This is a genomic window from Pseudarthrobacter sp. MM222, assembly GCF_947090775.1.
Classification (GTDB): Bacteria; Actinomycetota; Actinomycetes; order Actinomycetales; family Micrococcaceae; genus Arthrobacter.
Map to the genome: position 1 here is coordinate 3,221,431 of NZ_OX352321.1, position 26,736 is coordinate 3,248,166.

Annotated in this window: 22 protein-coding genes; 6 read left to right on the forward strand and 16 right to left on the reverse strand. The window is 68.5% G+C overall.

Features of this window, described 5'->3' with window-relative positions; translation table 11 throughout:
• Positions 1–22 precede the first annotated feature (22 nt).
• From OM977_RS14665 to OM977_RS19700, 4 genes are all read right to left on the reverse strand, one after another.
• On the reverse strand, positions 23–2,104 hold the full coding sequence (locus OM977_RS14665) for an acyltransferase family protein (protein ID WP_442960658.1): 2,082 nt from the start codon (positions 2,102–2,104) through the stop codon (positions 23–25).
• Between the two features lie 199 nt (positions 2,105–2,303).
• Positions 2,304–3,914, reverse strand: a complete 1,611-nt coding sequence (groL, locus tag OM977_RS14670; RefSeq protein ID WP_264354656.1) for a chaperonin GroEL — start codon at positions 3,912–3,914, stop codon at positions 2,304–2,306.
• Between the two features lie 76 nt (positions 3,915–3,990).
• The gene (gene groES / locus OM977_RS14675; protein ID WP_024367421.1) at positions 3,991–4,287 is read right to left on the reverse strand and encodes a co-chaperone GroES; all 297 of its coding nucleotides are present in this window, start codon (positions 4,285–4,287) and stop codon (positions 3,991–3,993) included.
• Positions 4,288–4,525: 238 nt separating this feature from the next.
• Positions 4,526–5,002 carry a hypothetical protein gene (locus OM977_RS19700; protein WP_333473978.1) on the reverse strand — a complete coding sequence of 159 codons (477 nt, stop codon included), beginning with the start codon at positions 5,000–5,002 and terminating at the stop codon, positions 4,526–4,528.
• A 55-nt stretch (positions 5,003–5,057) separates the two neighbouring features.
• On the opposite strand from OM977_RS19700, the gene OM977_RS14685 reads away from it, so the two are divergent.
• Complete coding sequence (locus tag OM977_RS14685) at positions 5,058–6,290, forward strand: class I SAM-dependent methyltransferase (RefSeq protein ID WP_264354657.1); 1,233 nt, start codon at positions 5,058–5,060, stop codon at positions 6,288–6,290.
• Positions 6,291–6,333: 43 nt separating this feature from the next.
• On the opposite strand, the gene OM977_RS14690 is transcribed toward OM977_RS14685, so the two are convergent.
• On the reverse strand, positions 6,334–7,158 hold the full coding sequence (locus OM977_RS14690; RefSeq protein WP_264357438.1) for a shikimate 5-dehydrogenase: 825 nt from the start codon (positions 7,156–7,158) through the stop codon (positions 6,334–6,336).
• Positions 7,159–7,221: 63 nt separating this feature from the next.
• Positions 7,222–8,940, reverse strand: coding sequence for a glycoside hydrolase family 3 N-terminal domain-containing protein (locus tag OM977_RS14695; protein ID WP_264354658.1), 1,719 nt, complete (start codon positions 8,938–8,940; stop codon positions 7,222–7,224).
• A gap of 156 nt (positions 8,941–9,096) precedes the next feature.
• Between OM977_RS14695 and OM977_RS14700 the strand changes: the two genes are divergently transcribed.
• Positions 9,097–10,248 (forward strand): glutamate--cysteine ligase, encoded by a 1,152-nt coding sequence (locus OM977_RS14700; RefSeq protein ID WP_264354659.1) that lies wholly within the window; start codon positions 9,097–9,099, stop codon positions 10,246–10,248.
• 93 nt (positions 10,249–10,341) lie between these two features.
• Here OM977_RS14700 and tsaD read toward each other — a convergent pair whose 3' ends face one another.
• The 6 genes from tsaD to OM977_RS14730 all read right to left on the reverse strand — a co-directional run bounded on the left by tsaD (position 10,342) and on the right by OM977_RS14730 (position 15,975).
• The gene (tsaD, locus tag OM977_RS14705) at positions 10,342–11,451 is read right to left on the reverse strand and encodes a tRNA (adenosine(37)-N6)-threonylcarbamoyltransferase complex transferase subunit TsaD (RefSeq protein ID WP_264354660.1); all 1,110 of its coding nucleotides are present in this window, start codon (positions 11,449–11,451) and stop codon (positions 10,342–10,344) included.
• Positions 11,448–11,942, reverse strand: coding sequence for a ribosomal protein S18-alanine N-acetyltransferase (rimI, locus tag OM977_RS14710; protein ID WP_264357439.1), 495 nt, complete (start codon positions 11,940–11,942; stop codon positions 11,448–11,450). Before rimI ends, tsaD begins: the two co-directional genes overlap by 4 nt.
• A gap of 32 nt (positions 11,943–11,974) precedes the next feature.
• Positions 11,975–12,646, reverse strand: a complete 672-nt coding sequence (gene tsaB / locus OM977_RS14715; RefSeq protein WP_264354661.1) for a tRNA (adenosine(37)-N6)-threonylcarbamoyltransferase complex dimerization subunit type 1 TsaB — start codon at positions 12,644–12,646, stop codon at positions 11,975–11,977.
• Positions 12,646–13,275 carry a tRNA (adenosine(37)-N6)-threonylcarbamoyltransferase complex ATPase subunit type 1 TsaE gene (gene tsaE, locus OM977_RS14720; protein WP_264354662.1) on the reverse strand — a complete coding sequence of 210 codons (630 nt, stop codon included), beginning with the start codon at positions 13,273–13,275 and terminating at the stop codon, positions 12,646–12,648. Before tsaE ends, tsaB begins: the two co-directional genes overlap by 1 nt.
• Entirely contained in the window at positions 13,272–14,525 is a 1,254-nt protein-coding gene (gene alr, locus OM977_RS14725) for an alanine racemase (RefSeq protein WP_264354663.1), read from the reverse strand. Before alr ends, tsaE begins: the two co-directional genes overlap by 4 nt.
• Positions 14,526–14,883: 358 nt before the next feature.
• Entirely contained in the window at positions 14,884–15,975 is a 1,092-nt protein-coding gene (locus tag OM977_RS14730; RefSeq protein WP_264354664.1) for a PfkB family carbohydrate kinase, read from the reverse strand.
• Between the two features lie 107 nt (positions 15,976–16,082).
• Between OM977_RS14730 and OM977_RS14735 the strand changes: the two genes are divergently transcribed.
• The gene (locus OM977_RS14735; protein WP_264354665.1) at positions 16,083–17,537 is read left to right on the forward strand and encodes a family 4 glycosyl hydrolase; all 1,455 of its coding nucleotides are present in this window, start codon (positions 16,083–16,085) and stop codon (positions 17,535–17,537) included.
• On the opposite strand, the gene OM977_RS14740 is transcribed toward OM977_RS14735, so the two are convergent.
• Positions 17,534–18,070, reverse strand: coding sequence for a GNAT family N-acetyltransferase (locus OM977_RS14740; RefSeq protein WP_264354666.1), 537 nt, complete (start codon positions 18,068–18,070; stop codon positions 17,534–17,536). The genes OM977_RS14735 and OM977_RS14740 overlap by 4 nt on opposite strands.
• A gap of 124 nt (positions 18,071–18,194) precedes the next feature.
• On the opposite strand from OM977_RS14740, the gene mshA reads away from it, so the two are divergent.
• From mshA to OM977_RS14755, 3 genes are all read left to right on the forward strand, one after another.
• Positions 18,195–19,481, forward strand: a complete 1,287-nt coding sequence (mshA, locus tag OM977_RS14745) for a D-inositol-3-phosphate glycosyltransferase (protein ID WP_264354667.1) — start codon at positions 18,195–18,197, stop codon at positions 19,479–19,481.
• Positions 19,482–19,540: 59 nt separating this feature from the next.
• The gene (locus OM977_RS14750; RefSeq protein WP_264354668.1) at positions 19,541–21,301 is read left to right on the forward strand and encodes a formate--tetrahydrofolate ligase; all 1,761 of its coding nucleotides are present in this window, start codon (positions 19,541–19,543) and stop codon (positions 21,299–21,301) included.
• Between the two features lie 467 nt (positions 21,302–21,768).
• On the forward strand, positions 21,769–22,485 hold the full coding sequence (locus OM977_RS14755; protein ID WP_333473979.1) for an endonuclease domain-containing protein: 717 nt from the start codon (positions 21,769–21,771) through the stop codon (positions 22,483–22,485).
• 160 nt (positions 22,486–22,645) lie between these two features.
• On the opposite strand, the gene OM977_RS14760 is transcribed toward OM977_RS14755, so the two are convergent.
• The 3 genes from OM977_RS14760 to treZ all read right to left on the reverse strand — a co-directional run bounded on the left by OM977_RS14760 (position 22,646) and on the right by treZ (position 26,728).
• The gene (locus OM977_RS14760; RefSeq protein ID WP_264354670.1) at positions 22,646–23,731 is read right to left on the reverse strand and encodes an inositol-3-phosphate synthase; all 1,086 of its coding nucleotides are present in this window, start codon (positions 23,729–23,731) and stop codon (positions 22,646–22,648) included.
• A 168-nt stretch (positions 23,732–23,899) separates the two neighbouring features.
• Positions 23,900–24,937: an L-glyceraldehyde 3-phosphate reductase gene (gene mgrA, locus OM977_RS14765; protein WP_264354671.1), complete on the reverse strand. Its 1,038-nt coding sequence runs from the start codon at positions 24,935–24,937 to the stop codon at positions 23,900–23,902.
• A gap of 15 nt (positions 24,938–24,952) precedes the next feature.
• Positions 24,953–26,728, reverse strand: coding sequence for a malto-oligosyltrehalose trehalohydrolase (gene treZ / locus OM977_RS14770; RefSeq protein ID WP_264354672.1), 1,776 nt, complete (start codon positions 26,726–26,728; stop codon positions 24,953–24,955).
• Positions 26,729–26,736 lie beyond the last annotated feature (8 nt).

Here is a 26,736-nt window from a genome sequence, read left to right on the forward strand (position 1 = left end):
CCCCGCTGCTGCCTCCGGCGGGCTACTTCCAGCCGGTGGCCGCCAGCAGCCGCTGTTCGAACATCGGGATCATGCTCTGGACGTAGGTCTTGGTCAGGTGGTTGTCGTCCTTGTAGACGTACACGTTGCCGACGACGGCGGGGCAGGTGCCGCCGGCGCAGATGAAGTCGCTGAGGTCCATCAGGTGCAGCCCGGGGACTTTCCCACGGTAGGCGTCCAGCGGCGAGGAGCCGGCCAGGGATTCCTGCAGCGGTACGTTGCACTGCGGGGCGCCCGGGCCGTGCTTCTGTACGCATTCGGGCATGTTCTGGCCGAAGCGCGGATTGTCGCGGACACCCACCACGTCGATGCCGGCGTCCGTGAACGGCTTAATGCCTTCAAGGTAGCCGGGCACCTCGGTCTCGAACGGCGCCCCGATGTGCGTCAGCGAAGCCACCGTGAAGACAGCGTCCGGGCGGTGTTCCTGGACGTAGGCGGCGCTGGCCTTGTTGAAGGCGTTGCACCCGGCGTCGCGGTCCGGGGACTCGCCGCCGAAGCGGCAGTTGCCCTTGAGCAGGGCAACGACCTCCCAGCCGCGGGAACGGGCGATGGGGCCGAGGGCGGCCATGTACTGCTGGGCATGCGAGTCGCCGAGCACCACGATCCGCTTCGTGACCGTCTCCGGCGGGCTGTTCTGCAGGCACCCGGCCAGCAGCGGGTCGCTTGGGACGTTTCCGTCCGTGCAGAGGCCATCGATGTCCGCCCACTCGTTTTTCATCGCGACCGGGGCCGGGATGATCTTGGCGTCCGGCGTCGGTTTGCCGGCATTTTCGGGGGCCAGGGCCGCGGCTCCCGGGGTCAGTTCCCTGGGCTGAGACGCCGCCGCGGCCTCGTCGGCCAGCAGTTTGCTCTGCCACACCGAAACCGGGCCCGCGAGGAGGACACCGCACGCCACGATCACGACGGCGGTCCGCCAGGTCCGCAGCTTCGGCCAGTGCCAGTCGCGCAGCGGCTTCTCCACGAACCGCGTGGTGAGCACCGCCAGTACGACGGACGCGGCCACAATGGCCAGGCCTTGCACCAGGTTCGGTGAGCTGATCCCCGTCGCGGCCAGGCCCAGCACCAGCAGCGGCCAGTGCCACAGGTACAGCGCGTAGGAGTTGTCACCAAGGGCAACGAGCGGCTTCCAGGTCAGGAAGCGGTCGACGCCGAAGCGGCTGCCACTCTGCCCGGCCACAATGATGGCGGCCGCGGCGAGGGTGGGCCACAGCGCGATGAAACCCGGGAAGGAACGGTCCACGGTGAGCAACAGCCCGCAGGACAGCATGGCGGCAAGGCCCGTCCAGCCGAGCACCACCCGCAGCGCCCGGCCGGGCTTGAGGTGGGGCAGGGCGAGGGCCAGCAGGGAGCCGAGGGCGAATTCCCAGAGCCGGGTGCGGGTGTCGAAATAGGCGTAGGCCTGGTTAGTGGCGGTCTGCTGGATGGAATACAGCAGTGAGGCGACGAAGATGGCGCCGAAGGCCGCGGCCAGCAGCGCCGGGTAACCCAGCCTGTCCTGCACCGTCGGCCAGCGTCGAAGGAGCCGGTGCAGCAGGGCCGCGCCGGCGAACACGAGCGGCCAGAGCAGGAAGACCTGGCCCTGGATGGACAATGACCAGAAGTGCTGCAGGGGGCTGGCCCCGGAATGGTCCTGGGCGTAGTAGTCGACGGCGGTATCCGCCAGCAGCCAGTTCTGCCGGTACAGCAGGGAAGCCCAGGCCTGATCCAGCACATCCGGCCAGCGGCTCTCCGGGAGGATGACCCGGGTGCCGGCCAGGACGCCAAGAATGACGACAACGACGGCCGGCAGCAGCCGCTTGAGCAGGTGGAGCCAATGGCTCACGAGCTTCAGGGGCTTCCCGCTTTCCACTTTCCGGGCGAAGCTGAGCGTCATCAGGAAGGCGGAAATGAGCAGGAAGATGTCCACCCCGCCGGAGACCCGGCCGAGCCACACGTGGTACGTGACCACCATGAGGACGGCGAGAGCCCGGAGGCCCTGGACTTCCGGGCGGTAACTGGATTTTTGGCGCGCCAAGGAACCCGCTTCCGCGGCACGCGGGCTGGCGATGGTTCGCTCGTTCGACACAAATAGACCCTTCAGGCCGGATTACAAAGCATCAATGTTACCGAACCGTAATCTTCCTGGCCAATCACGGGGCTGCCGCGGGAGCCGTCCCCAAGCCTGATATGGCAGGAGGGCCGGACCAGCTGCTGCTGGTCCGGCCCTCCTGTTGTGGAACTGGTGTTCAGAATGCTACGACGCCAGGTGGCGCCTGCGGCGTTCCTTAGTGCTGGTGGCCCGCGTGCTGGTCTTCATCGGCCGGCTTCTCCACCACGAGGGTTTCCGTGGTGAGCACCAGTGCCGCGATCGAGGCGGCGTTGCGCAGTGCGGCGCGCGTCACCTTGACCGGGTCGATGACGCCGGCGGCAATCAGGTCTTCGTACTCGCCGGTCTTGGCGTTGAAGCCCTGGTTGTTTGCGGATTCGGCAACCTTGGCAACGACGACGTAGCCGTCGAAGCCGGCGTTCTGGGCGATCCAACGCAGCGGCTGGGTCAGGGCGCGGCGGACGATGCCCACGGCAGCTGCCGCGTCACCTTCGAGAGCCTGAACGGCCGGATCCTCGTCGAGCGCCTTGAGGGCGTGGATGAGGGCGGCGCCGCCGCCGGCCACGATGCCTTCTTCGAGGGCAGCGCGGGTGGAGGACACGGCGTCCTCGATGCGGTGCTTCTTTTCCTTCAGCTCCACCTCGGTGGCTGCGCCGACCTTGATCACGCCGATGCCGCCGGCCAGCTTGGCCAGGCGTTCCTGGAGCTTTTCCTTGTCCCAGTCGGAATCGGTGCGGGTCAGCTCGGCGCGCAGCTGGGAGACCCGGGCTGCGACGTCCTCGGCCGAACCGGCGCCGTCGACAATGGTGGTGTTGTCCTTCGTGACGGTGATGCGCCGGGCGGTGCCCAGCACCTCAAGGCCGACGCTGTCCAGGCTGAGGCCCAGTTCCGGGGAGACAACCTGGGCGCCGGTGAGGGTGGCGATGTCCTGCAGCATGGCCTTGCGGCGGTCGCCGAAGCCCGGAGCCTTGACGGCAACGACGTTCAGGGTGCCGCGGATGCGGTTGACGATCAGCGTGGAGAGTGCCTCGCCCTCGACGTCTTCGGCAATGATGAAGAGCGGCTTGGAGCTCTGCAGCGCCTTTTCCAGCAACGGCAGGAAGTCCTGCACGGAGGAGATCTTGCCCTGGTTGATCAGGATCAGCGCGTCCTCGAGGACTGCTTCCTGGCGTTCCGCGTCGGTGACGAAGTACGGCGACAGGTAGCCCTTGTCGAACTGCATGCCCTCGGTGAGGACCAGCTCGGTCTGCGTGGTGGAGGATTCCTCGATGGTGATCACACCATCCTTGCCGACCTTGCCGAATGCCTCTGCCAGGAGCTCGCCGACCTCGTCGCTCTGCGCGGAGATGGAGGCCACGTTGGCGACCTGGGTTCCTTCAACCGGCCGGGCGTTCTCGAGCAGGCGGGCGGCGACGGCCTCGACCGAGACCTCGATGCCGCGCTTGATCTGGCCCGGAGCGGCGCCGGCCGCTACGTTGCGGAGGCCTTCCTTGACCAGGGCCTGTGCCAGCACCGTGGCGGTGGTGGTGCCGTCACCGGCAACATCGTTGGTCTTGGTGGCGACCTCCTTGGCAAGCTGCGCACCAAGGTTCTCGTAGGGGTCGTCCAGTTCGACTTCACGGGCGATGGTGACACCATCGTTGGTGATCGTGGGAGCGCCCCACTTCTTGTCCAGCACGACGTTGCGGCCGCGCGGGCCAAGCGTCACCTTGACCGTGTTGGCGAGCTTATCGATGCCGGCTTCAAGCGACCGGCGGGCAGCGTCGTTAAACGCAAGCTGCTTTGCCATGGTTTTGTCCTTTCAAGACAGAACCCCGCGCAACTGACCCGTCAAAGAAGGATCGGCGGCGCGGGGTCCAAGAGAGTTACTTTACGACGATCGCCAGGACGTCGCGGGCGGACAGCACGAGGTACTCGGTGCCGCCGGTCTTGACTTCGGTTCCGCCGTACTTGGAGTAGATGACGACGTCGCCGACGGTGACATCGATCGGGACGCGGTTGCCGTTGTCGTCGAAGCGGCCGGGGCCTACTGCGACAACTTCGCCTTCCTGCGGCTTTTCCTGCGCGGAGTCCGGGATAACCAGGCCGGAAGCCGTGGTCTGCTCGGCTTCGAGCGGGCGGACAACAATACGATCCTCAAGAGGCTTAATAGAGACCGACAAGGACCTCTCCTATTCGTCAGCAAATTCGTGGACTTTAAGCTGTGGTGCCATGGCGTACAGACCGTCGTCGCGGTGCCGGCAGCAGCCAGGCTGTGAAGCTTCAGGTGTTAGCACCCTCCTAGGGAGAGTGCTAAGGACGACTCTATGTAAATGGTTAGCACTCGGTCAAGGCGAGTGCCAGAAATACGTCGGGAGTGAACGCCCCGGGGCGCGCTATGGCAGGTTTCGGGGCCGAGGCCTAGCGTCCTCCGAGGTCCTCGAAGTCCACGTCCTCGCCCTCGTCCCCCGTGCCGTTCCGGCCCGGCGCGTTCCGGTCGCGGTACAACAGGAACCCGCCGGCGGCGGCGAGCGCGAGGCCGATGAGCAGGAAGATGATGCCGCCGATCCGGGCGGCGGCGTAGCTCTCGCGGATGGAACGGGCCTCGTCGGTGGCGTCCTGCACGTCCTTGCCACCCACCGAGTAGACCGTGGCGTTAAAGGAGTCGAGGAAGAAGATAATGACCAGCAACGCGGCGCAGACGACGGCAATCACGAGGCCCGCGACCAGCGCCGGCCGGGCGAACCTGCCAAGGCCGGAACGGCCCGGGCGGTCAACAGCAGCATCGGTGCCGTCAACAGCAGCATTGGTGCCGTCAGCTGCAGCGTCCGGGCCGGCGGTGCCGGCTTCCGGGTAGGCGCCCTGGGTTCCGCTGGTTTCCCTGCCGCTGTCATCCATGCCGTCCAGCCTAGCGGTCAGTCAGGGCAGCGGCGCCTGAACTACGCTTGATGCCATGGCTGACGCACCGCAGGACCAGATCGCCCCGCTCCTCAATCCCGAAGGCTGGGAACTGCTGGCGTCGCTGGGACCGTACCGGGAGGATGAGGCGTTCCGGCTCAACGCCTCGCTCCGCAAGGCGGGTCACTCCCCCGAACTGGTGTCGGCGGCGCTCACGCAGTCCCGGCTCCGGACCAAGGCCGAGGCCAAGTTCGGTGAATTCGCCCGGCAGATGATCTTCACCCAGGCGGGGCTGGAACAGGCCACCCGGCTTCCGGTGGCGGCCCGGCACGCGCAGCGCTTCGCGGAGGCCGGAACCCAGCACGTCGCGGACCTTGGTTGCGGCCTGGGTGCCGACGCGATGGCGCTGGCCTCCCTGGACATCCAGGTCACAGCGGTGGAGATGGATGAGACCACGGCAGCCTGCGCCACCATGAACCTGATCCCGTTCCGGAACGCCACGGTGGTCCATGCTGACGCCACCGCGTTGCCCCTGGCGGGAATCGACGGCGTCTGGCTGGATCCCGCCCGCCGAACCACCTCAACCTCGGGGACCAAACGGCTCTGGGATCCGGAGGACTTCTCCCCGCCGCTGTCCTTTGCCGAATCCCTGGCCGGTTCCGGTGTCGCCGTCGGCGTGAAGATGGGCCCCGGTATGCCGCATGAGGCGGTGCCCGCGGGCTGCGAGGCGCAGTGGGTCTCGGTCGGCGGGGACGTCACCGAGGTGGCCCTGTGGTTCAACGCCGTGCGGCGTCCGGGTGTCCGGCGTGCCGCCTTGCTGCTGGGGCCGCAGGGAGCCGCCGAGCTGACCAGCGCCGAGGAGTTCGACGGCGGCCCGGCCGCCCCGGTGGGCGCTGTCGAGGGGTATCTCTATGAGCCCGACGGCGCCGTCATCCGCGCCGGGCTGGTGGCCGACGTCGCCCTCCAGCTGGGCGGGCATCTGGTGGACGAGCACATCGCCTACATCTGCGCACCGGAGCTGGTGGACACGCCGTTCGCCCGGGCGTACCGGGTCCTGGAAGTGATGCCCTACAACGTCAAGGCGCTGAAGGCCTGGGTCAAGGACCGCGGCGTTGGCGTGCTGGACATCAAGAAACGCGGCACGTCGGTGACGCCCGAGGAGCTGCGCAAGCAGCTCCTCCCCGGCGGGAAGAACACGGCCGGCAAACAAAAAAGCAAAAAGGCGGCCACCCTGGTCCTCACCAGGATCGGCGAGGACCGGGTGGCCATCTCGGTGGAACCCGTCTAGCTGCGCCGGAGCCCGGTCCGGGCGAAGCGGCAGGAATATCGGGCTACTGTGCCCGCATGAAGTCCTCGGCGGACCGGATCTGCTCATCCGTGGGCCGGATCCCGGTGTAGAGCACAAACTGCTCCAGCGCCTGGATCGTGGCTACCTCGGCTCCCGTGATCACGGTCTTGCCGGCCGCGCGGGCGGCCTTGATGAGCGGCGTCTCGGCCGGGAGGGCGACCACGTCGAACACCACCTTGGCGGCGTCGATGGCCTCCAGCGGGAAGGACAGCGCCTCTGCGTCCGGTCCGCCGGCCATACTCCCTGCCATACCGATAGGTGTGACGTTGATGAGCATGTCGGCCGTGCCGGTGCCGGACTGCGCCGAGCCCAGTTCCGCGCTCCAGGCGAAGCCGTACTGTTCGGCCAGGGCGCGGCCGGAGTTCTCGTTACGGGCCACGACGGTCACGCCCGTGAAGCCGGCATCGCGCAGCGCGGCCACGGTGGCCTTGGCCATGCCGCCGGAACCCAGAACCAGCACCGAGGAGTCTGTTGGGACGGCGTTGCTTTGCAGGAGCTGCTCAATTGCCGTGTAGTCGGTGTTGTACGCGGTGAGGCGTCCGCCGTCGTTGACGATGGTGTTGACCGAGTCGATGGCCTTGGCTGATGGGTCCATCACGTCCACGAGGGCAATGACATCCTCCTTGTACGGCATGGACACGGCGCAGCCGCGGATTCCCAGGCCCCGCACTCCGGCGATCGCCTGGGCCAAGTCGGTGGGTGCGAAGGCCTTGTAGATCCAGTTCAGGCCCAGCTGTTCGTACAGATGGTTGTGGAAGCGCGTCCCGTTGTTGCTCGGCCGGGCCGAGAGGGAGATGCAGAGGGTCATGTCTTTGTTCAGAATGGGCACGCCTCCATTAAACGCCAGCCGCGCCCGGATTGAGTCGGGAAGTCAGCCGCAACCGCTGCCGGGGTTCTGCGCGCCCACGGCGACGGGAAGTTTCCCGGGCGCGGCGGCCTTCCCGGCGAGCACGGCCGCGAGCGCCTCGAAGGCGCCCGGGCTGCGGCCGTACAGGGCAATCTTTGCCGGCGCGGCCGAATCGGCCAGCGCCCACGGCGCGTCGAGGGTGACGACGACGTCCGCCACGGGTGCCGCCGGATCGAGTGCCGGCCTGCGGTGGCCGATCAGGGAGACCAGGGGACCCTCGCCGATGCTGATCCCGACGTCGCGGGCGGCGGCCGCGAACCTGGCACGGTCCTGGTCCGTGCCGCCGGTGACGCGCACGCTCGGGGGCACCATCGGCCCGCTGCAGGGGCCCGCCAGCACGGTGATCGCCGCCGCGGAGATCTTCCGCGAGATGTCCGCGCCGCTTCCCGGTTGGCTTCCCTCCGGAGCGCCGGTCCGGCCCCGCCAGATCATCATGGTGACCACCCGCTGCGCAGCCTCGGCGAGCCTTTCGGGTGCCAGTGCGCCGCTCCGTACGGAGCTGACGATCGCGGCATGGGCGGCTCCGACGTCGGCCGGCATCAGCAGCAGGTCCGCGCCCGCGGCCAGGGCCGCCGGTGCCGCCGAACCGTGCGGAAAGCGGTCCTTGAGCGCTTCCATGTTGAGCGCGTCCGTCACCGCCACGCCGCGGAATCCCATCCCGCGCAGCTCCGCGTACGCTGCTTTCGAGACGGACGCGGGCACCTCCGGTTCCAGGGCAGGCACCACGATGTGACCGGTCATGACCATGGGCAGCCCGGCGTTGACTGCCGCCTGGAAGGGCAGCAGGTCCTTGGCCCGGAGCTGGTCCAGGGACGCCGGCTGGACGGGCAGGCCCAGGTGCGAATCGACGCTCACGGACCCGTGGCCCGGGAAATGCTTGGCCGCGGGCAGCATGCCCGCAGCCTGCATCCCCCGCGAGAACGCAACACCGAGGTCCGCGGCCGCGCCGGCGCTACCGGACATCGACCGTGCCCCGATGGTCGGGTCGGAGGGTCCCATCGTGACGTCGGCGGTGGGGGCGAAATCGGCGTTGAAGCCCAGCGCGGAGAGTTCGGAGGCCAGAGCCTGTCCGGCCTCGGTGGCCAGAGGTCCGCTCCCTGCGGCGCCGTAGCTCATCGGCGCGGGCCACTCGGTCAACGGGGCACGCAGCCGGGCCACTGCCCCGCCTTCCTGATCCACCGCGATCATTCCGGGCCAGCTGCGGCCGTCCGCCGTGGCGGCGGACTGGAGCCTGAGGGTGACAGCGCTCATCGCGCCGGTGTCCACCTGCCCGCCGGGTGTTCTTGGGACGTTGTCGCCCATGATGATGGAGCCGGCCAGGTGGAGCCGTTCGATGTCCGCGGCGCGCGTCTCGTGGTCCAGGCCGGTGTAGAAGGGAAGCAGGACCTGCCCTGCCTGTTGTTCGAGGCCCATACCGGCAAGAGCCTGGCTCGCTGCGTCCGCGTCCTGCTGTTGCGGTCCCCAGCCCAGCGGCCGCGATCCCGGGTCCTGCAGGCCGGCCATTCCGGTCCGGTCCGCAGGCGCGGCGGGAGTGGTCGAGGGAGGTCGCGGGGAGGGCGCGGCGGACGTTTGTTCCGGGGATGGCTGGCCTACCGAGGACTCTGACGTCGGGGGCCCGGAGCAGGCGGCTGTTCCGAGCGCCAGCCCCAGCAGCGCCGCCAATACTGCTGCGTGCGTAGTCATTTTGTGAAATCTTTCACTTCTTCGCGACAACTTGGGCACCGACTCCATGCTACCCCTGCACTAGACTTGGACCACCGTTGCCCCCGCCAACCGCCCTGCCAGTACCGCTGCCAGATGGGGTCACGGCAACGGACAGCAGAACAGCGAAGGGACCACATGAAGATTGATTTTGCTTCATCCAGGCAATCAACTCTTGGTGTGGAATGGGAGCTCGCGCTCGTCGACGCAGAGACCGGCGAACTCGCCTCGGTAGCCAACGAGGTGCTCCGCGGGGTTGCCGCCGCGCATCCCGAGCTTAACGAGGATGACGAGCACCCCCACATCAAGCAGGAGCTGCTGCTGAACACCGTGGAGCTGGTCACCGGGATCTGCAACACGGTGGCGGAAGCGAAGGCGGACCTGAGCAGTTCCCTGGCCGCGGTCCGGGACGTCACCGACCCCATGGGCGTTGAGGTCTTCTGCGCCGGCAGCCACCCTTTCAGCCCGCCCCAGCTCCAGCCCGTGACGGACAAGGAGCGCTACGCGAAGCTCATCGACCGCACCCAGTGGTGGGGCCGCCAGATGGTCATTTACGGCGTCCACGTGCACGTCGGACTCGACCGCCGCGACAAGGTCCTTCCTGTTCTCGACGGCCTGGTCAACTACTTCCCGCACTTCCAGGCGCTCTCTGCCTCCAGTCCGTTCTGGGGCGGCGAAGATACCGGCTACGCCTCGCACCGTGCCCTGATGTTCCAGCAACTGCCCACCGCCGGCCTGCCCTTCCAGTTCTCCAGCTGGGAGGACTACGAGTCCTATGTCCAGGACATGTTCACCACAGGTGTGATCGATACTCTGTCAGAGATCCGCTGGGACATCCGCCCCGTCCCAGCCCTTGGCACCATCGAGATGCGCATCTGCGACGGCCTGGCCACCCTGGAGGAAGTCGGCGCCATCGCCGCCCTGACGCAGTGCCTGGTGGACGAGTTCTCCACCACCCTGGACAACGGCGGCACCATCCCGACCATGCCGCCATGGCACGTGCAGGAGAACAAGTGGCGGGCGGCCCGCTACGGCCTTGAGGCCATCATCATCCTGGACGCCGAAGGCAATGAACAGCTCGTCACCGACCACCTCCGCGAGACGGTCCAGCGGCTGGAGCCGGTCGCGGCAAAGCTCGGCTGCAGCGCCGAGCTGGCGGACGTCCTGAAGATCGTCGAACGCGGCGGCGGCTGCCAGCGGCAGCGCCGGGTTGCCGCGGAGCACGGCGGCGACCTGCGCGCCGTCGTCCTGGACCTCGTCAACCAGATGCGCAAGGGCCCCGAGGCCTAGTTCCGGGCGCCGGGCCCAGGCTCAGGCGGGCCCAGGCTCGGGCGGGGCCAGGCTTAGGGCCAGGCTCGGGCGGGGCCAGGCTTATGGCCGGGCTCAGGCGGAAACGCTGGTGACCGGCATCGACGAATCCGGCGCGAAGCTGATGCCGCTGGGCGCGATCCCGGCCATGACCAGCTGGGCGCCGAGGGCTGCGACCATGGCGCCGTTGTCGGTGCACAGCGAAAGCGGCGGTACCGTCAGCCGGATCCCTGCCGCGCTGCAGCGCTGCTCGGTGAGCTGGCGCAGCCGGGAGTTCGCGGCCACGCCGCCGCCCAGCAGCAGCTCGGTGATGCCGTTCTCGCGGCAGGCCAGCACCGCCTTGGCCGTGATCACGTCGACCACGGCTTCCTGGAAGGCAGCGGCGATGTCCGCCACCGGCACGTCCTCGCCGCGCGCCTCGAACTGCTCCACACACCGGGCGACGGCGGTCTTGAGCCCGCTGAAGGACCAGTCGTAGCGGTGCGGGCCCGGTTCGTCCGCGGTTCCCATGTACTTGGGCTGGCTGAGCCCGCGCGGGAACCGGATCGCCTTGGGGTTGCCGGTGCGCGCCAGCCGGTCGATGGCCGGCCCGCCGGGATACCCCAGACCCAGCAGCCGCGCGACCTTGTCGTACGCTTCGCCGGCGGCATCGTCAATCGTGGAACCGAGCAGTTCGACGTCGTCGGTAATGCTGCGGATCCGCAGGATTTCGGTGTGGCCTCCGGAGACGAGCAGCGCGCCGAGGTTGTTCGGCAGCGCGCTTTGCCGGGAGGAACCGGCGAAGGGCTGCGGGCCGCCGTCGTCCGTTTCGAGCAGTCCGACGCCGACGTGCGCCACAAGGTGGTTGATCGCGTACAGCGGCTTGCCGGTGGCCACGGCGAGCGCCTTCGCGGCGCACACGCCGACCATCAGTGCTCCCGCGAGCCCGGGGCCCGAGGTGACGGCGATGGCGTCGATCTCCTCCAGTGTGACGCCGGCGTCGGCGAGCGATTCCCGCAGCGTCGGCACGAAGGCGTCCAGGTGGGCGCGGGAGGCGATCTCGGGGATGACACCGCCGAAACGGACATGCTCCTCCATCGAGGAGGCGACAGTGTTGGTCAGCAGCCGGGTCCCGCGGACGATTCCGACGCCGGTCTCGTCGCAGGAGGACTCGATGCCGAGCACAAGGGGCTGGGTGCGGTTCATGGGCGGTCTGCTTCCCGTGGCTGGGTGGTGTGCGGGCCGTGGTCGGAGCCGGGCTCCAGCCGGAGGCGCATGATCAGGGCGTCGACGCCGTCACGGTAGTACCGGGGGCGGACGTGGATCTGTTCAAAACCGAAGCGGAGGTACAGCTGCTGGGCCCGGGGGTTGTCCGCCCTGACTTCCAGCAGCACGTCTTCGGCGTGACGCAGCCGGCTTTCCCGGATGAGTTCGCTCAGCAGTGCCGAGCCGATGCCCTTGCCTTCCTGCTCCGGCACGACGGCGATGGTCTGGACATCCGCTATCGGCTCGATGCACATGAGCCCCGCATAGCCCACGATGCGTCCGGCATGCTCGGCGACCAGGTAGCGGCGCGTTTCCGCCTGCGCCAGCTCATCAAGGAACATCTGCAAGGGCCAGGCGTCCACCGGGAACAGCCGGCGCTCAAGGTCGTGCACGATCGGGATGTCCGCGGTGGTCATGTCCCGCAGCTCCATCCCGCCCGGCAGCGCCGTTGCGTTCCGGCCGCTCACAGCGCGCGCTTCCGGGGACCGGGAACCTGGGCGTCGGACTCGCGCAGGTAGAGCGGGGTCGAGTCCAGCAGCTGCTCCCCCGCGGCCAACCGCGCGAGCGCAAACTGGCCCAGCGAGAGCGCCTCCGGCTGGCGCGAACTGAAGCTGTCAACGGCCTTGACGACGTCGGCGTAGATCCCGGCACCGGCGCCGTAGACGGGGAGGTCCGGCAGGTCGGCCGCGAAGCCGACGTGCGGCCCGTCCAGCAGCTCTGGGAGCTGCCCGCCGACAAGCGTGTAGCGGGCCCAGTAGACCTCTTTGCGCCGGGCGTCCGTGGCGACAATGAATTCCGGCGCCGCGTCTACGGACTCGGCCACTTCCAGGGCGATGGCGTCGAGGCTCATCAACCCGTACAGCGGCTTGCCCCAAGCGAAGGCCAGGGTGCGCGCGGTGACGATGCCGGAGCGCAACCCGGTGAAGGGACCGGGGCCCACCCCGGTGACGATGAGGTCGACGTCGTCCCCGCTCAGTCCCGCCTCGGCGAGCAGGTTATCGATTCCCGGGGCCAGGACTTCCGCGTGGCTGCGGGTGTCCTCGGTGGCAAAACTTCCGACCACCGATTCCGGGGCGTCGTCCGAGACAAGCGCCGCGCTGGCTACGGCCGAGGTGTCGATTGCGAGGATCAGCATCAGGAGGTCCGTTCCGTGGGCTCAGTCAGTGGCTCGGGGCTGGTTCCGGGCAGGGCCGGCGGGGCAACCCAGCGCGGACCGTAGCCCCGAATCACGATGGTGCGGGGCTCGTCGTCGTCGTCGGTATCAAAGTCCAGGGTCACTTCGTCGGCGTCGGCTGCCCCAGGGGTAGGCGCGGCCGGGGCAGGTGCTACCGGGCCGGCGCCGCCGAGGGTGCGGACGAGGTCCACCTCAAGCCGGCTGTCGCTCAGGTGCTCCACCCGGCCCCGGCCCCACTCCACCACGGTCACAGCGCTGTCCATGGTGTTTTCGAGGTCAATATCGTCAATCTCGGAGGCGGACCCAAGCCGGTAGGCGTCGACGTGTACGAGGTCAGGACCGCCCGGCCGGGGGCCGTCGGGAAGGCTCGGATGGATGCGGACCAGCACGAAGGTGGGCGAGATGATCCCGGCGCGGACCCCCAGGCCTTCACCGAGCCCCTGCGTGAACGTGGTCTTCCCCGCCCCAAGCTCGCCCGTGAGGACCAGCAGGTCTCCGGGTTCCAACTGCGCACCGAGGCCCGCGGCGAGGGCATGGGTCTGCTCGGCCGTCCGCACTTCCAGCGTCAGCTCCCACGCGGGGGCGCTCACTGTGCCGGCTCTCCGGCGCGGCGGGACTCCTCGTTGCCTGACTTCTCGTTGCCGGACTCCTCGTTGATGTAGCGGCGCGGCACCCGGGGGCTGATCCGGGTGACGATCTCGTAGTTGTTGGTGCCCGCAGCCCGCGCCCAGTCCTCGGCGGTGGGTCCGCCGTCGGCACCGTTGCCGAAGAGCACCGCTTCGGAGCCGAGCACGCTGTGCCCGCCGGCGGAAACCTCCAGCGGGCCCAGATCGATCACCATCTGGTCCATCGCGATCCGGCCCACCACCGGGTAGTTCACGCCCTCCACTCGGACCGGTCCGCCGGTGGCGATGCGGGGGACGCCATCGGCGTAGCCGAGCGGAATGAGCCCGAGCGTGCTGCTGCCCGGGGTGCGGTAGTTCAGTCCGTAGGAGACGCCCTGGCCCGCAGGCACGTCCTTGCAGTGCGAGACGACCGTGCGGACCGTCATGGCGGGGCGCAGGCCCAATTCCGCGGAGCTCTGGCCTTCGAAGGGGGACAGCCCGTAGACGCCCAGGCCCACACGGACCAGGTCGAAATGCGTGTCGGGGCGGGACAGCGTTGCCGGAGTGTTGGCCAGGTGCCGCACCTCGGGGTCAACGCCGGCGTCCTGGGCGATCGCGAGGGCCACGCGGAATGCGGCGAGCTGGTCGTCGGTTTCGGGTCGCTCGGGTTCGTCGGCAACGGCCAGGTGGGAGAAGATGCCCACGACCCGCAGCAGTCCCTGGTCCTGGTACTCCATGGCTTCGCCGACGAGGCCGTCCCAGGTGTTCAGGGTCGCGCCGTTGCGGCCGAGCCCGGTGTCCACTTTCAGGTGGACGCGGGCCGGCCGTTCCTGTTCGCGAGCCGCCGCAACTATCCGCTGCAGCTCCCAGCCGGAGCAGCCGATGTCGATCCCGGCGGCGACGGCGGCGGCAAAGTTGCTGTCAGAAGTGTGCAGCCAGGCCAGCAGCGGGGCCTCGATGCCGGCCGCCCGCAGTGCAAGGGCCTCGGAGATGTGGGCCACGCCGAGCCAACTGGCGCCCGCGCTGAGCACCGCACGGGCTACGGGCACTGCACCATGGCCGTAGGCGTCGGCCTTGACCACCGCCATCACCTGCGCGGGCGAGGCGACGGCCGCGAGGCGCCGTACATTGTGCCGGATGGCCTCGAGATCGATCACTGCCGAGCGCTCTTCAGCGAAGGCAGGCTCGGCCTTCGAAGCGGAACGGAAGTCGCCGGTTGCTGCTGGAGAAGTCACTTAACGATTCTAGGGGCGGGAGCGCATCCGGCTTAATTCTGCTGAGGTTGGGCATGCTCTCCGCTCCCGGGGGGACATGCCCATTGCTCGCGCCAACGAATGGGCACAACGGCATTATGCCCATCCCACAGCCCGGCCGGAGAGCATGTCCCGCGGCACCAGACCCGGGCTCCCGCGCCACGCCGGAGGGACATGCCCATTGCTCGCGCCAACGAGTGGGGCACAACGGCATTATGCCCATCCCACAGCCCGACCGGAGAGCATGTCCCGCGGCACCAGACCCGGGCTCCCGCACCGCACCTCTCCCCGCGGCAGCAGGGGCGTAACCGGAACAAGCGCCGAATTCAGCGAACGGCGGCTAGGCGTCGGAGAGGTGCGCGATGGTCGCCGTCGCCCGCCGCTGCGCCTCGGCCGGCACGTCGCGGACGATGTCGTCCAGGAAGCTGTAGCGGCGCAACCATTGGCTGCTCTGCCGTTCCTTCCGCGCGTTGGCGCGCTGCCACCAGTCGGCAATGTCGCCCCAGCCGGGCGCGGCCAGCGAACCGCCGACTTCCTGGACGGCCAGCGCGGCGCACAGGTTGGCGAAGCGCAGCCGGTCGCCGAGCGGCCAGCCCGCCAGGCAGCCGACGATGAAGGCTGCGCCGAAGCAGTCCCCGGCGCCGGTCGGATCATAGGCCGCGACCGGCAGGGACGGCACCCATTCCTCCTCGCCCGTTTCCGAGTCGACCGCCATCGCCCCCTGGGAACCCAGCGTCACGACGGCCACCGGCACCTGGTCCGCCAGCGAATACAGCGCCGACCACGGATTGTCCCGTCCCGTGAACGCCATCGCCTCCTGCTGGTTTGGCATGAACGCGTGGAAGTACTTCAAATTGTCCAGCCGGGTCGAGGACCATGCCCCGGTGGGATCCCAGCCGACGTCGCCGAACAAGCGCACGCCGGCTTTGTGGGCATCGAGGGCCCAGGGCTCCACGTCCTCGTCGAGTCCGGCAACTGCGGCGAGCGCCGGTGGCGGCGTGCCGATCAGCTGGGAGGAGGTAACCGGCGCAGGATGACCATGAGTGACCATGGACCGGTCCTGCTCCACGCTGAGCGAGATCGTCACGGGAGAGTGCCAGCCCGATACCCGCCGGGAGAGGGAGAGGTCCACGTGCTCCTGCCCGGCCAAAATCTTCCAGTTGTAATCGCCGTAGCCGTCGTCGCCGAAGGCAGCCGCCAGGCCCGTCCGCAGACCCAGCCGCGCCGCGGCAATCGCCTGGTTGGCGACGCCGCCCGGGCAGCTTCCCATCCCCTCGCTCCAGATTTCGGTCCCGGCCACGGGCGCGTGCGGAAGCCCGGTGAAAATGATGTCCTGAAACACCGTGCCCGTCAGAAGCAGGTCGAAACCCTCCGAAGCCGGGGATCGGACGGAGGAAAGCGGGTCGAAGCGCCGCGGCGGGGTCTCGTCCATGTACGGCAGACTACGCCGTCCAGGTGTGGCAGGAAAGACGCTCCCCCGCCCGACGGGGCGAGCCGCCAGCCCAGCCCGGCCAGCGCCGGTATGCATAGACTGTCCGCATGCGGCTTCTGATTGCCGGCGGCGGCGGATTCCGGGTTCCGCTGGTCTACCGGGCGCTCTGCTCCGGCCCCTTCGCGGGGCTGGTCCGGGAGCTGGTGCTGTACGACGTCGACGCCGGCCGGCTGGCCGCCGTCGACGCGGTCCTGTCGTCCCCGGAGGCATCCGGCGGCCTGTCCCCCGGGAACAGGCCCACGGTCCGTACCACCACGTCGCTGCCGGAGGCCCTCGACGGCACGGACATCGTGTTTGCCGCCATCCGCCCAGGCGGGACCGCGGGCCGGATGGCCGATGAGCGGATCGCCCTGGATCTGGGGCTCCTCGGCCAGGAGACCACGGGCGCCGGCGGCATTTCCTATGCGCTGCGGTCCATCCCCAGGATGCTGGAGCTCGCCGCGGAAATGCGCGAGCGCTGCCCGGAGGCATGGCTGCTGAACTTCACCAATCCTGCCGGGATGGTCACCGAGGCCCTGGTGCCGGTGCTCGGCCGCAGAGTCGTCGGCATCTGCGATTCAGCCGGCGGACTTGTGCACCGGGCCGCCCGGGCCGCCGGCGTTGCCTTGCCCGAGGGCAGTCTCGACGGCGTCGGCTACTACGGCCTCAACCACCTCGGCTGGCTGTACCGGCTGGAGTCCGGCGGCCGGGATGCCCTGCCCGGGCTGCTGGCGGACGCCGGGGCCCTCGCCGGCTTCGAGGAAGGCAGGCTGTTCCCGCGGGCGTTCCTCGCCGAACTCGGGTGCCTGCCGAACGAGTACCTCTATTACTACTACGAGACCGGACGTGCCCTGTCCGGCATCCGCTCCGCCGCCGAGACCCGCGGCGAGTCCATCGACCGGCAGCAAGCCGAGCTCTACCCGAGGCTCGCCGCGGCCGGGGCGGCGGCGTACCCGCTTTGGGAGGCCGCCCGCAGGTCCCGCGAGGAAGGGTACCTGGCCGAGGCCCGCCCGGCCGGCGAGCGCCGGGACGAGACGGACCTCGCGGGCGGCGGCTACGAACGCGTGGCCCTGGCGGTCATGCGGGCGCTCTCCGGCGGCGGCCCTGCGGAGCTGGTCCTGAACACCCCGAATGCCGTGCCGGGGGCGGACGCCGCGGTCGCGGCGATTCCGGGTCTGCCCGCGGACGCCGTCGTCGAGGTCCCCTGCCGGGTGACGCCCGACGGCGTGGTGCCGCTCCCGCAGGAACGCCCGGCCCCCGCGCAACTCGCCCTGATACGGCGGGTTAAGGAGGTTGAACGGCTCGTCGTGCAGGCCGCCGGACCGGCAGGCCAGGACACCGGGCCGGCTTGGCCGGCAGCCGGAAACCCGCGGCGCGAAGCGGCCCTCGCCGCCTTCGCCCGTCATCCCCTCGTCGATTCAGAGGTGCTCGCGGCGAAGCTGCTCGCCGGTTATGAGGCCGCCTTCCCGGAACTGCGGCAGCTCTGGCACAGTGGCAACCTCAGCAAGGGTGGCGGCTCCTAGAGCGTGCGGTACATCAGGTGCAGTCCCACGTAACCCAGCCGCGGGTGGAGGAAGGCCTCCGGGATGGTGGCGAGCACTTCGAAGCCCATCGACTTCCAGGCCGCCACCGCCCGGACGTTGCTCTCCACCACGGCGTTGAACTGCATGGCCCGGAAGCCGGCGGCCCGGGCCGCGTCCAGCGAGTAGGCGCAGAGTGCCCGTGCCAGGCCCTTGCCCCCGTGGGCGGGGTGCACCATGTAGCCGGCGTTAGCCACGTGGCTTCCACCGCCGCCCTGGTTGGCGTGCAGCTCGCCGGTCCCGAGCACCACGCCGTCGAGCGCGCCTCGGCCGACGGCCACGAACGTCTGTCCGGGGGCCTGCTTAAACCACCGTTCACGGGCCTGTTCCTCCGGGGTGTCCGCGTCCCACGTGAAGGTCTCCCCCGCCCTGATGACCGGCTCCAGGATCTCCCAGATGGCCGGCCAGTCCCGTGCGTTGGCCGGACGGATTTCCCATGCGCCGGCCTGGACCTCAGCGTCTTTAGTTGCACTCACAGCGGCCACATTAGCAGCGGCCGGGGCGCTGTGACCGGCGCCTCGAAACAGCCTGTGAACCTCGCGGAACTTCAGGAGTAGTGTTTTATCGACATGCAGTTCCGGCCACAGAGGGAGGAGAAGGATGTCACTGGTCCGCCGTGTCGCCTTCCTGTCCCTGCACACCTCGCCGATGGAGCAGCCCGGTTCCGGCGACGCCGGGGGCATGAATGTGTACATCCGGGCGCTGGCAGCGGCCCTTGCGGAAACCGGCGTCGAGGTGGAGATCTTTACCAGGTCCACGTCCGCCGGGCAGTCCGCCGTCGAACATCCTTCCCCGGGCGTGTGCGTCCACAACGTGCTGGCCGGCCCGCCGCGGAAGCTGCCCAAGGAGGAGCTGCCCGGACTGCTGCACAGCATGGTGGCTGAGATCGACAGGATTCGTCAGCTCCAGCCGCACGGCCGCTACGACGTGATTCACTCGCACTACTGGGTTTCCGGCGTGGCGGGGCTGGAGCTCGCCCGGCTGTGGGGCGTGCCGCTGGTGCACACCATGCACACCATGGCCAAGGTCAAGAACCTGCTGCTGGAGTCCGGCGAGCAGCCCGAACCGCGGCGGCGCGAGGACGGCGAACATCGGATCGTCGACGGCGCCACGCGGCTGATCGCCAACACCGGCACGGAAGCCGCGGAACTCGTCTCCCATTACAACGCGGACATCGACCACGTCGACGTGGCCCCGCCGGGGGTGGACCTGACTGTATTCACGCCGGCCTTCCGGAGCCGGGCCCGGGCGGACCATGGGGTGCCGCCGGGCCGTTTCCACCTGCTGTTTGCCGGCAGGATCCAGCGGCTCAAGGGACCCCAGATCCTGATCAAGGCCGCGGCACTGCTCCGTGAGCGACGCCCGGACATCGACCTGCAGCTGACCATTGTGGGCGCGGTCAGCGGGGCCAAGGACTTTGACTTGAAGACCCTGATCAGCTCTGCCGGGATGGACGACGTCGTCACCCACCACCCGCCGGTCAACGCGCCGAGGCTCGCCGCCTGGTACCGCTCGGCCGACGTCGTGGTGATGCCCTCGTACAGCGAATCCTTCGGGCTTGTGGCGCTCGAGGCCCAGGCCTGCGGGACCCCGGTGGTTGCGACCAAGGTCGGCGGGCTCTCCCGCGCGGTTTTCGACGGACGCACGGGACTGCTGGTGGAGGGCCACAAGCCCGGTGACTGGGCGGACGTCCTCGAGGCGCTGCACGATGACCCCGCCACGCGCCAGGATATGGGCCGGGCCGCGTCCCTGCATGCCCAGGGCTTCGGGTGGCAGCGGACCGCTGCTATCACCCTGGAGAGCTATCACACCGCGCTGAGCCAGTATTTTCGAAACCTGACCATCCCGGTGGGCCACACTCCCGCAGCCGGGGCAACAGGCCGGTAACCCCGGGCCTGACACCACTGGCCGGAACACCCACCGACGCCACGAGCCGAAGGACACCGATGTCTGACAACACCATCCCCGGAGGCCCCGAAGCCGCCGCAGCCCCTGCCACGCCCAGTGATCTGGAGATCGCCCAGCGGGCCGTGATGCGGCCGATCGAGGAGATCGCCGCCGCGGCGGGCATCAACCCTGACGCGCTGGAGTTCTACGGCCGCTACAAGGCCAAGATCGATCCGGCGAAGCTCGGGACCGGCGGGGCTGGCGGGGCCGGAGATGTCCGGGCGGACGGGGCGCCCCGTCCGGCCGGGAAGGTGGTGCTGGTCTCGGCCATGTCCCCCACACCTGCCGGCGAGGGCAAGTCCACCACCACCGTGGGGCTGGCTGACTCGCTGGCCCGGGCGGGACACAAGGTGATGATCGCGCTGCGTGAGCCGTCGCTGGGGCCCATTCTCGGCATGAAGGGCGGAGCCACCGGCGGCGGTTACTCCCAGGTGCTGCCGATGGATGAGATCAACCTGCATTTTACCGGCGACTTCCACGCCATCACTTCGGCGAACAACGCCCTGATGGCCCTCGTGGACAACCACATCTTCCAGGGCAACGAACTGGACATCGACCCGCGCCGGATGACTTTCAAGCGGGTGCTGGACATGAACGACCGCTCGCTCCGGGAGGTCGTGATCGGCCTCGGCGGCCCGGCGCAGGGCATTCCGCGGCAGGACGGTTTCGACATCACCGTGGCCTCCGAGATCATGGCCGTGTTCTGTCTGGCCACGGATGTGGCGGACCTCCGGGAACGGCTCGGGCGGATCACCTTCGGCTACACCTACGACCGCCGGCCCGTCACGGTCGCCGACCTCGGCGTCCAGGGCGCGCTGACCCTGCTCCTCAAGGATGCGATCAAGCCCAACCTCGTCCAGACCATCGCCGGGACACCAGCGCTGGTGCACGGTGGCCCGTTCGCGAACATCGCCCACGGCTGCAATTCCCTGATCGCCACCCAGACCGCCCGCAGCCTCGCGGATATCGTGGTCACCGAGGCGGGCTTCGGCGCGGACCTGGGTGCGGAGAAGTTCATGGACATCAAGGCCAGGGTGGCCGACGTCGCCCCCTGCGCCGTCGTCGTCGTGGCAACCGTCCGGGCGCTCAAGATGCACGGCGGCATCGCCAAGGACCAGCTCAGGGAGCCCAACGTCGGGGCCCTGGCCGCCGGCGTCGCGAACCTCCAGCGGCACGTGCGGAACGTGGAGAAGTTCGGCATCACCCCGGTGGTGGCCATCAACAAGTTCGCCACCGATAGCCAAGAGGAGCTTGACTGGCTGCTGGACTGGTGCGCGACGGCAGGTGTCCAGGCCGCCGTCGCCGACGTCTGGGGCCGTGGCGGGGGTGGCGACGGCGGGGATGAGCTTGCCGCGAAGGTTGCCGCGGCCATCGACGCGCCGCACACCTTCCGGCACCTGTACCCGCTGGAGATGTCGGTGGAGGACAAGATCCGCACCATCGTGCAGGAGGTGTACGGGGCCGACGGCGTGGATTTCTCGGTGCCGGCGCTCAAACGGCTCGCGGAAATCGAGAAGAACGGCTGGTCGGGGTTCCCGGTGTGCATGGCGAAAACCCAGTACTCCTTCAGCGACGACGCCAGCCGGCTGGGCGCCCCGAAGGGCTTCACCGTGCACGTGCGGGACCTGATCCCCAAGACCGGGGCCGGCTTCATCGTGGCACTCACCGGCGCGGTCATGACCATGCCGGGCCTGCCCAAGGTCCCGGCCGCGATGCGGATGGACGTCGACGCCGAAGGCAACCCCGTCGGCCTCTTCTGACCCCTCCCGCACATCCGGCCCCACCCCCACCGACCCTCCCGCACATCCGGCCCCACCCCCACCGACCCTCCCGCACATCCGGCCCCACCCCCACCGACCCTCCCGCACATCCGGCCCCACCGCCATCGACGGATCCGCTGGACCATTAGGTAAGACTTTGGACCGATCCGGAAAGTCTGTGGATAACTCCTGCATGGTCATCAAAATGGGTCCACAATTCCAGCATGAAAACGCGGATGGAGCTCCCCGCTCTACTCAGTGCGGGACCTTTCACCATCGACGCCGCCCGGTCCTTGGGGGTGCCGAGAACCAGGCTCAGACGCTCCGATGTCAGCCACATCAGCAGGGGTCTCTACCGACCCGCGGGATGGAGCTTCGAGTTGGAGGCCGCCGCTCGCGCCTTGTCCGCTGCGACGCCAGGAGCATGGATTTCGCACGTCACGGCCGCAAGGCTTAGATGTCAGATCTTGCCTCCGTGGCTCTCGGACTCTGAGGAGCTGCACCTGAGCAAGCCGCGGGGGCTGCCCGAGGTCCGACGCAAGGGCATCGTCGGGCACACGCTTCTGGCTTTGGACGACGAGGTCGAAACTGCGGATGGAATCCGGATCAGCACGCGTCCGAGGACGTGGCTCGACCTTGCCCGGCACTTGAGCCTGTCCGAATTGGTCTGCACGGGCGACGAGCTGGTCCGGATCCCCCGGTTCGGTCTGGAGGGACGGAGCGAGCCCTTTGCAACGATCGGCGCGCTGCGTGCAATGGTGGGCCGCCACCCGAATCTGCAGGGAATCGTCCGGGCCCGGGCGGCCCTGGACTTGATGCGCGTGGGATCCGATTCAGGTCCGGAAACGCTGCTGCGCCTGGCGATGTGCGACGCCGGCCTCCCGGAGCCGGAGCTGCAGCTCCCGCTCCGGCCGGAGACGCCGGGTTCCCCGACGGCGGACCTTGGCTATCGCCGCCGACGGATGGCTGTCCAGTACGACGGCGGCCACCACCTGCTCCCCGCCCAGATCCTCAGCGACCGGCGCCGTGACAGAGCGTTCGAGTCAGCAGGATGGACGGTGCTGGTCCTGACGCGAGACGACCTTGCCGACGGATTCGCCGGCGCCACCGCCAGGATCAAGCGAACCCTCCGCACCGCGTACCTCAGCCCATCGTCTGCTGCCGGCTTCAGTAACGCGGATTGAGTGAGCGCTCGCCCGATACCTGCACAACGTGATGGAGGGTAGGGTTTCCGCGAAGCAGACGTGAACCCTCCCCGGACGCACGACGCTCCCGCACCAAAGGTGCGGGAGCGTCGGGTCAGAACCCACCAAACCTGCGGGAGCGTCGGGAAGGGAGTGCGGGTTAGCGCTCCAGGTCGCCGCGGATGAAGGCCTCGACCTTTTCGCGGGCGAGGTCGTCGTTGAACTGCTCCGGCGGGGACTTCATGAAGTAGCTCGACGCCGAGAGCAGCGGGCCGCCGATGCCGCGGTCCAGGCCGATCTTGGCGGCGCGGATGGCGTCGATGATTACGCCGGCGGAATTGGGCGAGTCCCAGACTTCCAGCTTGTACTCCAGTGACACCGGGGCGTCGCCGAAGTTGCGTCCCTCGAGGCGCACGAAGGCCCACTTGCGGTCGTCAAGCCACTGGACGTAGTCCGACGGGCCGATGTGGACGTCCTTGGCGGCGAGCTCGGCTTCCACGTTGGACGTGACGGCCTGGGTCTTGGAGATCTTCTTGGACTCGAGGCGGTCGCGCTCCAGCATGTTCTTGAAGTCCATGTTGCCGCCGACGTTCAGCTGGTACGTGCGGTCCAGGGTGACGCCGCGGTCTTCGAAGAGCTTGGCCATGACACGGTGCGTGATGGTGGCACCGATCTGGCTCTTGATGTCGTCGCCCACGATCGGGACGCCGGCTGCGGTGAACTTGTCCGCCCAGGCCTTGGTGCCGGCGATGAAGACCGGCAGGGCGTTGACGAACGCCACGCCGGCGTCAATCGCGCTCTGGGCGTAGAACTCCGCGGCTTCCTGCGAACCGACCGGCAGGTAGCAGACCATCACGTCCACCTTGGCGTCCTTGAGGGCCTGGACGACGTCGACCGGCTCTTCGGCGGACTGCTCGATGGTCTCGAGGTAGTACTTGCCGAGCCCGTCGAGGGTCGGGCCGCGCTGCACGGTGACGCCGGTCGGCGGAACGTCGGCGATCTTGATGGTGTTGTTTTCACTGGCACCGATCGCGTCGGCGAGGTCGATGCCGACCTTCTTGCCGTCGACGTCGAAAGCGGCCACGAACTCCACGTCGTTGACGTGGTACTTGCCGAACTCCACGTGCATCAGACCGGGGATCGTGGCCTGCGGATCAGCGTCCTGGTAGTACTGGACGCCCTGGACCAGCGATGCGGCACAGTTACCTACGCCGACGATTGCAACACGAATCGGATTTGAAGACACGGAACTCCTTTGAGAACAAACGTACTGTGCCCGGCGCGGAAGTACTCTGATGCACGACGGCGGCTGGCGGGCACGGCGCCATACGGCGCCCCTTAGCATTCTAGTCAACGGTACCGGGGCCGTGGTTGTTCCCCGCGGCCCCGGTATTTCTGTTACACGGCAGGGCCGTTACTTCTGGGCCCAGAGATTGATGTCCGACTCGACGGCGAACTTGTCGATCGCCGCGAGTTCGTCGGCCGAGAAGTCGAGGTTGTTGATGGCGGACAGGGTGTCCTCCAACTGGGCGACACTGGAGGCGCCCACCAGTGCGGAGGTGACCGGCGAGCCCTTCGGCTGGTCCCGCAGGATCCAGGCAACGGCCATCTGCGCCAACGACTGCCCGCGGCCGGCAGCAATCCCGTGCAGGCCGCGGATCCGGTCCAATTTCTCGTCAGTGATGGCATCCTCGGACAGGAAGCGTGCCTTCGCGGCTCGGGAATCCGCGGGAATTCCGTTGAGGTAGCGGTCGGTGAGCATTCCCTGTGCCAGCGGCGAGAAGGCGATGGAGCCCGCCCCTACCTCGTCAAGTGCCTCGTACAGGTTGGGGCTGCCGTTTTCGGTCCAGCGGTTGAGCATGGAGTAGCTGGGCTGGTGGATCAGCAGCGGGGTGCCCAGTTCCTTCAGGATCCGGGCCGCCTCCAGGGTCTGCTCCGGCGTGTAGGAGGAGATGCCAGCGTACAGGGCCTTGCCGGAACGGACGGCATAGTCCAGCGCCCCCATGGTCTCTTCCAAAGGGGTTTCGGGGTCGGGACGGTGGCTGTAAAAGATGTCCACGTAGTCGAGGCCCATCCGCTGCAGGGACTGGTCCAGGCTCGAGATCAGGTACTTGCGTGATCCCCACTCTCCGTAGGGGCCCGGCCACATGTAGTAGCCGGCCTTGGTGGAGATCACCAGTTCGTCGCGGTAGGGCCTGAAGTCGTCCTGCAGGTGCCGTCCGAAGTTGGTCTCGGCGGAACCGTCCGGCGGACCGTAATTGTTGGCCAGGTCGAAGTGGTTTACGCCGAGGTCGAAGGCTCGGCGAAGAATGGCACGCTGTTCGTCGAAGCGCTTGTCGTCGCCGAAGTTGTGCCACAGGCCCAGCGAAATGGCCGGCAGTTTCAGGCCGCTGCGTCCCACCCTGCGGTAGGGCATGGAGTCATATCGGTTCTCAGCCGCAACATAAGTCATGCGTAGGGTCCTGTCCTATTCCGAAATGATGGCGGCACTGTGGCCGGGAAGATCGAGGTGGCCGCCGCCGCCAGTGCCGTTTAGCACGGCGGCGTCGTCCGTTGCCAGCAGCAGGGAGGCGCCGCTGACGGAAATTCGCCGCGGCTCCGTCGAGAAGTTCATCGCCACCCGGACCCGGCCGCGCCGCAGCACAAGCCAGCCCTCCGCCTCACTGAAGTCCACGGCGGTGTCCTCGAAGCCGAGGCCGGTGAGCTCCGGCGTCGAACGGCGCAGCGCGATCAGCGAGCGGTAGAGCTCCAGCAGCCGGGCGTGGTCCCCGTCCGCGGCCTCAGACCAGTCCAGCTTGGAACGCTTGAATGTTTCCGGGTCCTGGGGATCCGGCACCACGGCAGGGTCCCAGCCCATCCGCTCGAATTCCTTGATCCGGCCTTCCGCGGTGGCCTTGCCGAGTTCCGGCTCCGGGTGGGAGGTAAAGAACTGCCACGGCGTGGTGGCCCCGTATTCCTCCCCCATGAACAGCATCGGGGTGAAGGGTGAGGTCAGGGTCGCGACGGCGGCGAGCGCCAGCCGGCCGTACGGCAGCGACTGGGACAGCCGGTCACCGGTGGCCCGGTTGCCGATCTGGTCGTGGTTCTGGCTGCAGACCACGAGCGCGGCCGGGTGGACGAGGGCCGGGTTGATCGGCCGGCCGTGGTGCCGCTCCCGGAAGGTGGAGTAGCTGCCGTCGTGGAAGAACCCGGAGCGCAGGACCTTGGCCAGTGCCTCCAGGGACTCGAAGTCCTCGTAATAGCCCGTCGCCTCGCCGCTGACGTTGACGTGGACTGCGTGATGGAAGTCGTCGCTCCACTGCCCGGCCAGCCCGTACCCGTTGACGTCCCGCGGGTAGAGCAGGCGCGGATTGTTGAGGTCAGACTCGGCGATCAAGGTGGCGGGACGCCCGGTTTCGGCGGCGACCTCGTCGGCGAGCGCGCCGAAGTCCTCCAGCAGGTGCACTGCCCGCTCGTCCTTGAAGGCGTGGACGGCGTCGAGGCGCAGCCCATCCACATGGTAGTCCCGCAGCCACATCGCGGCGTTGTCCAGGATGTAGCGGCGCACCTCGTCGGAGCCTGGGCCGTCGAGGTTAACCGAGTCGCCCCAGGTGTTGCCCTCCCCGGACTTGAGGTACGGCCCGAACTTCGGCAGGTAGTTTCCGCTCGGACCGAGGTGGTTGTACACCACGTCCTGGATGACGCCGAGGCCGGCCGCGTGGGCTGCGTCGACAAACCGCTGGTACGCGGCGGGGCCACCGTAGCCCTCGTGCACGGCGTACCAGAGCACGCCGTCGTAGCCCCAGTTGTGCGTGCCGTTGAAGCCGTTGACCGGCAGGAGCTCGACGAAGTCAATCCCGAGCCCGGCCAAATAGTCCAGCTTTTCTGCGGCGGCGTCCAGGGTTCCGTCAGGAGTGAAGGTGCCCACGTGAAGCTCGTAGATCACGGCACCCTGCAGCGCACGGCCCTCCCACTGGCCGTCCGCCCACGCGTGGCTGGCGGCGTCGAAGGTCCGCGAGAGGGAATGGACCCCCTCCGGCTGCCGCCGGGACCGCGGGTCCGGCAGCGGCGTGGTCTCCCCGTCGACGAGGTAGCCGTAGTCCACCTCCCCCTCGGCCGGAGCGCCGGCGGCTGTCCACCAGCCGTCCCGCTCCGCACCGGCGCGGTTCATCGGGTACTGCTGCCCGGCAGCAAGCAGGGTGACCGCCTGCGCTTCCGGGGCCCAGAGATCGAAGCGTTCGCTTCCGTGTGCAGGCAAGGTCATTGCATTCT

Excerpts from the sequence above, each read along its gene's own strand:
- groL (WP_264354656.1), bottom strand. The coding sequence starts at position 3,914 with ATGGCAAAGCAGCTTGCGTTTAACGACGCTGCCCGCCGGTCGCTTGAA.
- OM977_RS19700 (WP_333473978.1), bottom strand. The coding sequence starts at position 5,002 with ATGGATGACAGCGGCAGGGAAACCAGCGGAACCCAGGGCGCCTACCCG.
- OM977_RS14685 (WP_264354657.1), top strand. The coding sequence starts at position 5,058 with ATGGCTGACGCACCGCAGGACCAGATCGCCCCGCTCCTCAATCCCGAA.
- OM977_RS14690 (WP_264357438.1), bottom strand. The coding sequence starts at position 7,158 with ATGACCCTCTGCATCTCCCTCTCGGCCCGGCCGAGCAACAACGGGACG.
- OM977_RS14695 (WP_264354658.1), bottom strand. The coding sequence starts at position 8,940 with ATGACTACGCACGCAGCAGTATTGGCGGCGCTGCTGGGGCTGGCGCTC.
- OM977_RS14700 (WP_264354659.1), top strand. The coding sequence starts at position 9,097 with ATGAAGATTGATTTTGCTTCATCCAGGCAATCAACTCTTGGTGTGGAA.
- tsaD (WP_264354660.1), bottom strand. The coding sequence starts at position 11,451 with ATGAACCGCACCCAGCCCCTTGTGCTCGGCATCGAGTCCTCCTGCGAC.
- rimI (WP_264357439.1), bottom strand. The coding sequence starts at position 11,942 with ATGGAGCTGCGGGACATGACCACCGCGGACATCCCGATCGTGCACGAC.
- tsaB (WP_264354661.1), bottom strand. The coding sequence starts at position 12,646 with ATGCTGATCCTCGCAATCGACACCTCGGCCGTAGCCAGCGCGGCGCTT.
- OM977_RS14730 (WP_264354664.1), bottom strand. The coding sequence starts at position 15,975 with ATGGACGAGACCCCGCCGCGGCGCTTCGACCCGCTTTCCTCCGTCCGA.
- OM977_RS14735 (WP_264354665.1), top strand. The coding sequence starts at position 16,083 with ATGCGGCTTCTGATTGCCGGCGGCGGCGGATTCCGGGTTCCGCTGGTC.
- mshA (WP_264354667.1), top strand. The coding sequence starts at position 18,195 with ATGTCACTGGTCCGCCGTGTCGCCTTCCTGTCCCTGCACACCTCGCCG.
- OM977_RS14750 (WP_264354668.1), top strand. The coding sequence starts at position 19,541 with ATGTCTGACAACACCATCCCCGGAGGCCCCGAAGCCGCCGCAGCCCCT.
- mgrA (WP_264354671.1), bottom strand. The coding sequence starts at position 24,937 with ATGACTTATGTTGCGGCTGAGAACCGATATGACTCCATGCCCTACCGC.
- treZ (WP_264354672.1), bottom strand. The coding sequence starts at position 26,728 with ATGACCTTGCCTGCACACGGAAGCGAACGCTTCGATCTCTGGGCCCCG.